Consider the following 8,238-nt stretch of genomic DNA (forward strand, 5'->3'; position numbering starts at 1 on the left):
TGCCGCGACGACGCAGAACCAGGCTCAAGACAGTTCATGAACGACACGTCGTCACGATCTCTACGAGATCATGCGCTGTACCGACGAAGAACACACGACCAATCCACCGTCTGTGGTGAGAACTGGACCACCCGAATCCACATTGCAGACCCGTCTGCGACTCGGGTGGGACCATCGTGGGCGTCGGTTCGCGAGGGTCGCGTGCATATGTCTGAGACCCGTCGCCTGCAACCTTGACGCCGGCTCCCCGATGGCGTCAGAGTCGACCGAAGATCGGCATGCCTGAGTTTCGTTCCACCTGCACAATATCTCTAAGGCTGATGAAGAAGGACCTCTCTAGTCCTGCCGAGACATTCGAGGCCGGGGCCTCTCCCGCGTCCAAAACTTCGCCTCTCGAGCAATACAGGTCCGCCATGATCCATCAAGTTGTCCACAGGACTGAAGCAGGTTCTGATACCAAAACAGTATGGCAAGACTGGTTCCGCGACGTCAGGTCCAGAGCAGCCGTGGGAGGTTCAAGGACAACCACATGATCCTGAATATCCAGCATCCACACCAGAGTTACAGAAACCACCACCAACAGCACCCAGAGAGGGAGCGAGCAGGACGATCCGCACAGAGAAACACTGCCCTCGCAGGGTCAGAAACATATGAAGATCCGACCGTGGATCCACCCCCAAACACGGCTCTTATTCAGGGTGGAGACACGGGTGGATCCATGGTGACACGGAGAGGCTGTGCACGGATCCACCCAAGAGCCACTGACCTGCGGAGATAGATGCCACGGATCCACCCCTACCCCATGGATCCATGCATAGAGGGGGTGGATCCAAGGGGGGTGGAGACATCGATCCCCTTGGTATACGTGGATTTATCTCCGACTTCATCCGCTAAAGCTCCTGAAGGTCGGAAAGAAAGAAAAGGGCATAAGGGGGAGTGGCACCTCGCTGCGTTTCGGACTCGCTACGCTCCTCCTCAACTTGCTCGGTGGTCGGCACAGCCGACACTCCTGACTTCGTCCTCTCCGAGCTCGCTTCGCTCCCTCGTTTCGTCCTTCGTCACCCTCGTTCGCTGGCGCTCTCTTCGGGCCCTTACTGCGTCGCTGCGCTCCTTGCTCTCCCACGGCCCTGTGGGGCCGTGTCAGGATGCCCTGGCAGGTCTCACCGACGTCGCTTCGCTACGTCGGATGAGCCCTGTTTCCACAGCCGTTGCACGGCCGTGCGCGTACCCCGGCTGCGTCGTGTCTTTCAGAAAGAACCGGGTACCTAGACCCCGCCGGTGGACCAAGGTCTCCACCTGCTGGCGCAGGTGAGGGTCGACGGGGTGACGTGGTCGGCCAGGGCCGACCCGGGAAACTAGTTGAGAATCTGGTATGTGTTCCAAAGCTGTCGCTGCATCAGGTGATGCAGTTGCTTTACCCCGAAGGGGGACATCAACATCAAGGGCCACGACCAGGACCGCGGAGGTGCCACCGCGGAGCCACCACTCCCCGGCCCTGACGTAAGAAGACGTCGTTCAAAAGCAGTAATCATTCTCGGAATCATTTTCGCCAGTCGCTTCTGCTGGGGAGACGCCCAAGCGGTAGCCACGGGCTCCCACTCTTTTCGCGCTGGTGCCAGGACTTCTCTGATGACCGGTGGTAGATCCACCGCCGCGAAGCGCCGTACCTTATCCGAGGTTGGGCGGCCGAACTTCTTGTCCTTAAAGCACACCGGCAAGCCGTTGAGCTCTACTAGACCACGGTGCTCCCCCACCGCCTCAGCACCGGGGTTCGCACTGGCCGACCTGAGCGGCAAAGACTTCGCCTGCCATGCTGGGCTCCATTGCCCCGCCGACGTGTTCCTCCAGAAAACTGCACGACTAGGATAATTACATGGGTGCTTGCGATCATTCCGATCAACCGCAGAACGAAGATTCTGACGATCTCAACTACCGAGTTCAAGTAGAGGAAATCCTCCGAATCGCGCACGAGCGATACGCAGGGCTCGACGCCGACGAGATTCGGGCTCGGTCAGAGTCAGATATGGATCTCGCGTCTGACGAGCTGGACAGGAAACTTGGCCCGAACACCGCGGACGAATTTCGCCAGTCCCTCCTGCAAGGACTGGGTGAACTTCTCGGGGGTACTGCGGTTGCACTCAACCCCACTCCACTATTTCGCCCGCTAGGACAAGCAGTCGCTGAATCTGCACACTTCTATGCAGAAGCAGTGGGACACGTAGGAGGGACCTTCGCGTACTTCCTTGAATCAATCGTTGGGGCTGCTCCTAAAGTGAAGTCCACGAGGGCCGCGACATCGGAACCAGACCAGGGCACTGCAGGTGACGCGGCGCCAGCCTTGGCCTACTCAGTGCCCAGGAGCCTCCAAGGGGAGGGCATCCAGGAAGCTACGGCTGAGTTCCTTGCGTCCGCTTCTATGCACGAACTGTTGAAACGGCAGTACCAAGCGCTCGAGGTTCAAACCAAACACACACGTGACATGCTCCAACAGATGGTTCACCAGATTGATGCGATGCAACAACTCACTGTTGCTCACCAGCAGGGTTGGCAGAAGCAGGCTGAAGACGCACAGAAAGAACTGCGTTGGGCCAGAGCATCAGTGGTCCTCGCGGGCATTGCTGTGATCGTGGCGATGATTGTCGGTCTTCAGTGACTCGCTCCCCAGAGTGGCCTTGAGACCTCTACCGGTCTTTCCAGAGCTTCCAAGCCATCGATTAGAGGACTGGTCACCCTCCCCAGTGACATAGAACATTTGATGGTGATATTATTACCAACATGGATCACATCGCCCGCGTCACCGAAGCACTGGAGTCAGCATGCGAACCACTGCATGACGCTCTTTCAGAGGGGGTCCTCAGGTCCCAGGAAGCGTTTTCGGGAATGCCTGGTTCTTTGCACGCATGGGCGGGACCCGCGATGACGCACTTTACTCGCGCCTGGACCATCTCCGCGTTGGTCAAAGCCGGAGGCATCGACGGATGGGACATGGATTTCATCAATAATTCGTCGATCATCTTGCGGCGCGGAACCGTCTCTATGAGACTTCTTCATCAGCTACAAGATGGAAGTGCACCCCACCCAGGACCGAACGCGGCTCGGGAGCAGTACTACATGAACGACCTTCTGCCCGCAGCGGTCTTGCCCCGAGCCGACAAACTCCTAGCTCTCTGGAGTACTGGTACAGCAGGTGAAACGATACGGATCGTTCGCCCGGTGGGCACTTGGAAGTTTGGTCGACAGGAGAAAGTTGACCTCGACTTTATCCTCCCTAGGTACGCCACTGATATTAGGAGCCTGGAGTTTGAGACAAGCGACGAGGATCTCTTCGCAGACATCCCTGTCGAGACAGAGGAGGAAGGAAGTGCATGAGGCCCTTTGGGCCGAGCGCATAGTTGCTCTTCGTGAACTTCACGGATGGACCCAGACCCAACTCGCTGGCACCACAGGCATCTCGCAAGCCTATCTATCGCAGATCGAACGACTCCAACGGACCCCTTCGCCAGAAATCATTGAACAGATCGCAGAATCAACTGGCACACCCATGTCGTTCTTTGCCGCAGAAGCACTGCAGTCCTCGGACGATACGCTGCATTTCAGAAAGAATCGCACGGCGTCGCAGAAGCTGACCCGTCAGTTCAAACGGTACTTCCAAGAGTCTGCAAGGGCGGGAGAACTGCTCGTAGATAGGATCTCATATCCGAAGGCTGCCCTCAGCTTCTTATCTGATGGCGCCCGCGTGACGCCCGATGCGCTGACTGAGCTCGCCGGCGAGGCGCGGCGAGCGATGGGCCTTTCCCCTGCAGATCCCATCAGGAACCTCACCCGCGGACTCGAACGTAGTGGAATCAGTGTGTTCCGCATCGACCTGGCCGACCTGGAACACGAGCGTGTCGTCGGCTCTGGCCACTTCGGAATCTCGCATTGGGCTGGCCCTGGTACTCGCGCCGCCATCGCCTACGTCAGTGGTAGCGGCGACAGGAATAGGTTTACCCTCGCACACGAACTTGGCCACCTCCTCCTTCATACGTTCCGCACCAACATCCCCTCACAAGAAGCTGAGAAGGAGGCCCACGCTTTCGCTTCCCTTCTGCTGCTCCCCCGGGAACGAGCGCACGACTTAGTGTCCCCATCCACCACCCTCAACGACTTCGCACGTATCAAGGCGAGCTTCGGCATATCCATCCAGGCTTCCGTAATGAATGCCGAACTTCTGGGAATCATCGACGAACAGCGAAAGCGATCGCTCTTTAGGCAGATCAGCCAGCGCGGTTGGCGAACCACCGAACCAGTCGAGGTGAGCCTGGAAGAACCTCAGTTGCTTCGCAAAGCCCGCGAGATGGGTTGGCCCAAAGCCCCATTGATGAAGGTGGCAGACGAAGTTGGCCTACCCGCACACATTTTGAGAGCCATCACTCTAGAATCACCACCGCAGAATTCGCCGAGTCATGACCCGTCGACCGTTGTGGATCTGAATCGATACCTGGACAGAAGAGAACCAGTGATCCCCAGCCCCACGTCGGACCGCTTCGCGCAGCATTAGTGCGCCCCGTGTTGGAACAGGATTCGTTGGGCCCCGGCGATCGATGTCCCATCCTGGGTTACCAGGAGACACGCCTGGTGCTCGTCCAACCATTGTGCCGACCCCAGTACGCATCTGACTCTAGTACAACGAATAAGGGTGTCGTCGCAGGCCTCTCTCCGTAATACTGCGCACGTGACAGAAGACCGTGAACCGAGCCTGGCGTGGCAGGGTTTCAACCAGATGCGGCTCGAGATCGTGCAGTCTAGGGCCACCCTGGAGCGCAATGAGTTCAAGGGGCGCCCAACCGAACAACGGGTGCGTCGCATCGCTGAGATAAAGATCCCGACTCACGACGAGATGATGGAAGCGGCTTACCATGAGGACCGGCTTCAGTCCCCGATCGCACTAACCCGAAGGTGAAGGTTGCCCTGGGGGCGGCACTGCGTTACTTCTCGGGTCCTGATCCGTCGGCCACTCGTCTCCGCCAACTGCTTCACGTTGAGCTGACACCGGCTGCGAATGGTGGCGGCTAACTGCCGCGGTTCCACCCCGGCCACATGCTTCACCAGGCCCCAGCAGGCCCCAGGCCGAACTGTCCACCTTCTGGACTATAGAAAGTCGTCGGGCGCGCGGCACGCATCGTCTGGCGGCTCGTCGCGAGAACCTCGTCCTCGTCGCGCCGACCCCAGTTCCCTCAACCGGTGGGATAGGCGTCTTTGGCAGGGCGTCAATTGTATTGATCACGTCGACCTCGGTCAGCCAGCGGCGGTGTGCCAGCGAGTACATCAGCACCCTCTTTAGTGACCTCAATTTCATAACAGCGCACTGCACACTCCCTTCACGCAGGCTTCTGACCGAGACCGCCTCGTCTACCCAAGTTTAACTATTGACGGTAACTACAAATATCTCTATTCTGACCCATTAAACAGTTATTATTCTAAAGAAAGCGAGAATGTTATGTCGGGACCAATCGCCTGGGTCGTGTCCACAGCTCGGTGGGGGCGGGGTGATGATGCCCAGCTGCACGTGCGGGTGCTGTGCCCACTGTGTCACCTGATCCACACCCACCTCGGGAACACGCTAGGCGATCCACGCCTCGGCGGCCGCGTCGGACACTGCGGCGACTCTCGCCCGAAGACCGGTCCCACCGGATATGACATGGCTTGGCCAGACGACGCCGGCGCGAAGCTTCTGAATTCGGAGATGAACCACTGCCACACCATCAAGCCCGCTCACGGCAACCTGTGTTCAAGCAAGGTATACACGCGGTACACCGCAGGCTTCCAGTGTATAAAACACGAGCTCAACGGCGCCGCAGAGACTCGACGCGCCATCGACACCTCGTCGATCTTGGCTGACGAGCAGGAGAGCATCTACACCCCGAGGTTCGACATCTTGTCGGGCCGTTCCGTTCCGACCTTTGAGCGGATGTCCAAGTAAGGGCGGCCCCTGGGGCCCCGAGGGTCGCGAATAGCGCGTCAGTTCCGACTAGGGGGTGCGGGACGTGCAAAGGATGAGGTGCAATTCAGGTGTAACCCGAAACTCCGCTCGCACATCGCGGTTGCTTCGCGCGGTAGGGGATGTTGGAGCCTGATCCCTGACAGGTCAGCACGGCCGACGGAGGCCGAGGTCCTCGCCGAGCGGGCCGACCCGAACCTCGCATCCTTCCCCGCCACCCCCGCACCGGTACAGATCGATATCCTCGACGACCTGACCGACCAGCACGCCGAGGTCCTCGCCACCACCGCAGCGAATTTAGATCAGATGAAGGCGGCTACCGCGCGCAACGTTACCGAGGTGACAGAGGGCCCGCGGCTCGAGACCAGCTACCCCTGGTGCCGCGGCGAGCAGCTCATGGTCCGCAGCATCGGCGCCGACTGGAGCCCGGAGGTGGTCATCCGATGCGAGTCCGGGATCTGCGAACCCACACCGGGCGAATGCGGCACCTGGCACCGCGGGATGCCGTGCTGGCCGCTCAACGAACGGAAGTGGTTAGCTCAACATATGGGATGAAATCTCAGGGGAATTCGAGTTGCTCGGAAGCCTCGTGGTCCTCAAAGGACGTCTCCCCTGACAAGTCCAGCTCAAAATCCGGAGCCTTGTGCGGCAACTCGGGCCACCAGTCGCACAGAGCCGCCTGAGCTGAAACAGTTCTTCTCGCCAAGTCGTAGAGGTTCTCGACTACATGTCCTGTATCAAGCACCTCCACGAGGTCCGCGAACTCACCAGAGAACTCACCATCGGTAGATTCCACGAGGGCCATAACCTGCGCCTGGCTGATGCCTTCCTCCCCTTTCGAGAGAAGATGACCAGCCAGAAAGAAGAGGTTTCCGTGTCCGTGCATAGGTGTGAGGGACCAGAGGGTCGTCTGTTCTTCTTCGGGTACAGGCAGCCTGCTAGCCTCGCAACGGACCACGGAGTACTGGGCACGAAGTGGAAGTTCCTTCATGAATGACTTCCGTGCGCGTGGTTATGGCCTTCTGAAAGCTTGCTCTCCTCTTGACGAAGGACCCAGTGCCAAGACGACTGCTTTAGCTCGTGATGATCCTGCCAGCTACTGACGCTTGCTGCGACTCGCCGAACCTTCCATTCTTTCGCGATGGACTCAATTGCGCGAGTGTAGATCTTCACGTCGATGACGGCGTCCAGCGAGAATAAGACCTCCTGGAGCTCGCCCGTTGTGAGCTCGTACTGATTGGTGACGATGTCGTGCGCCAAGTCTGGCGCTATATCTACAATCTTGGCCACTTCGGCAATCGTGCGACCAGATTCCTTGAAAGCCTTAGCCACCTGGACGTAGAGCTTCTCGATGGCGAGGTGATTCATGTCAGCGAGAACTCGCTTGGCCTCCGCAACACTGAGACCGCCCGGCGACTCTGCGTCTGGATTCCGCGGGAGAGATCGATCATTCATGATCGTCATCCGAGCCTCCTGGTTCGTTAGTCTGCGAGTCCAACATCTTGATAGCTGCTTCGATGCGCAGATGCGCGTCGTTTATAGCCGCCTGTTGCTCGTTGCTGGAGTCAGGGGCGTTTCCTGGTTTGGCTGCCACATGGAGCGCCAGTAGTACGTTGTCGTGATCTCTAGGTTCACAGTAGTAGATTCTAACGATACGGGGCCGCCGGTCGTCCTGGAACCTGGATCTTCGATGCTTCCTGTCCACGCTTGGCTGGCGAAGCTCTATCAAGTGCGGCCGTGAGTCCAGCTCCTTGATGTGACAGAGAGAACTGTTAGCGAAAATCCCCTCCGGTTTCGCCTGCGCGCACTGGCAGAGGAGACGCAACCTGTTTAGTTCGCTAGTGGCGACCTGCTGCTCTGACTCGGACATTTGAGAATCCGCCCATTCGCCCGCCGCCATGAGGTCGAGCGCGAACTTGCAGTCCTCATGATACGCCCAGGTGTTCACGGTCCTCTCGGGCAATGGCGGCTGCGTAAGTCTCCAGCTAGATCGACGACCCACAGGCTCAGCTACCAGCTCAAGAAACGATGAGTCCGAACCACGCATCGATTTCCTCCTACTTCGACTGAACCAGGGTGCGCTGGGTATTCGAAGTAGCCTAGCTGGAGATTCGCTCCGCTGGGGACAAAACCCTCGAGGAGCCCTCAAAGTAACTGACGTCGGCCCTGTGGATAAGTTTAGTTAGGCGGCAATTCCACTACACCCAAGAACAGGTCCCCCAGTCGGGACGGACCCCCCCCACCACGATCCGGCCTCT

Annotated in this window: 9 protein-coding genes; 6 read left to right on the forward strand and 3 right to left on the reverse strand. The window is 58.7% G+C overall.

What is annotated here, in order from left to right; all coding sequences use genetic code 11:
* Positions 1-1,873 precede the first annotated feature (1,873 nt).
* The 6 genes from ACHAA4_RS14205 (at position 1,874) to ACHAA4_RS14230 (ending at position 6,535) form a co-directional block, all read left to right on the forward strand.
* Positions 1,874-2,653, forward strand: coding sequence for a hypothetical protein (locus tag ACHAA4_RS14205; protein WP_435774831.1), 780 nt, complete (start codon positions 1,874-1,876; stop codon positions 2,651-2,653).
* 122 nt (positions 2,654-2,775) lie between these two features.
* Positions 2,776-3,369 carry a hypothetical protein gene (locus ACHAA4_RS14210; RefSeq protein ID WP_435774832.1) on the forward strand — a complete coding sequence of 198 codons (594 nt, stop codon included), beginning with the start codon at positions 2,776-2,778 and terminating at the stop codon, positions 3,367-3,369.
* Entirely contained in the window at positions 3,362-4,540 is a 1,179-nt protein-coding gene (locus ACHAA4_RS14215; protein ID WP_435774833.1) for a helix-turn-helix domain-containing protein, read from the forward strand. Before ACHAA4_RS14210 ends, ACHAA4_RS14215 begins: the two co-directional genes overlap by 8 nt.
* 174 nt (positions 4,541-4,714) lie before the next feature.
* A complete protein-coding gene (locus ACHAA4_RS14220) occupies positions 4,715-4,942 on the forward strand; it encodes a hypothetical protein (RefSeq protein ID WP_435774834.1) in 228 nt (75 codons plus the stop codon).
* 738 nt (positions 4,943-5,680) lie between these two features.
* Complete coding sequence (locus ACHAA4_RS14225; protein ID WP_435774835.1) at positions 5,681-5,962, forward strand: hypothetical protein; 282 nt, start codon at positions 5,681-5,683, stop codon at positions 5,960-5,962.
* 78 nt (positions 5,963-6,040) lie between these two features.
* Positions 6,041-6,535 carry a hypothetical protein gene (locus tag ACHAA4_RS14230; RefSeq protein ID WP_435774836.1) on the forward strand — a complete coding sequence of 165 codons (495 nt, stop codon included), beginning with the start codon at positions 6,041-6,043 and terminating at the stop codon, positions 6,533-6,535.
* A gap of 4 nt (positions 6,536-6,539) precedes the next feature.
* On the opposite strand, the gene ACHAA4_RS14235 is transcribed toward ACHAA4_RS14230, so the two are convergent.
* The 3 genes from ACHAA4_RS14235 to ACHAA4_RS14245 are packed head-to-tail and all read right to left on the reverse strand — an operon-like array spanning position 6,540 to position 7,928.
* Positions 6,540-6,971, reverse strand: coding sequence for a hypothetical protein (locus ACHAA4_RS14235; RefSeq protein WP_435774837.1), 432 nt, complete (start codon positions 6,969-6,971; stop codon positions 6,540-6,542).
* On the reverse strand, positions 6,968-7,444 hold the full coding sequence (locus ACHAA4_RS14240; RefSeq protein ID WP_435774838.1) for a hypothetical protein: 477 nt from the start codon (positions 7,442-7,444) through the stop codon (positions 6,968-6,970). The genes ACHAA4_RS14235 and ACHAA4_RS14240 overlap by 4 nt, the downstream gene beginning before the upstream one ends.
* Positions 7,428-7,928 carry a hypothetical protein gene (locus tag ACHAA4_RS14245; RefSeq protein ID WP_435774839.1) on the reverse strand — a complete coding sequence of 167 codons (501 nt, stop codon included), beginning with the start codon at positions 7,926-7,928 and terminating at the stop codon, positions 7,428-7,430. Before ACHAA4_RS14245 ends, ACHAA4_RS14240 begins: the two co-directional genes overlap by 17 nt.
* Positions 7,929-8,238: the final 310 nt, after the last annotated feature.

This window comes from Nesterenkonia maliinae (assembly GCF_051262655.1).
Classification (GTDB): Bacteria; Actinomycetota; Actinomycetes; order Actinomycetales; family Micrococcaceae; genus Nesterenkonia.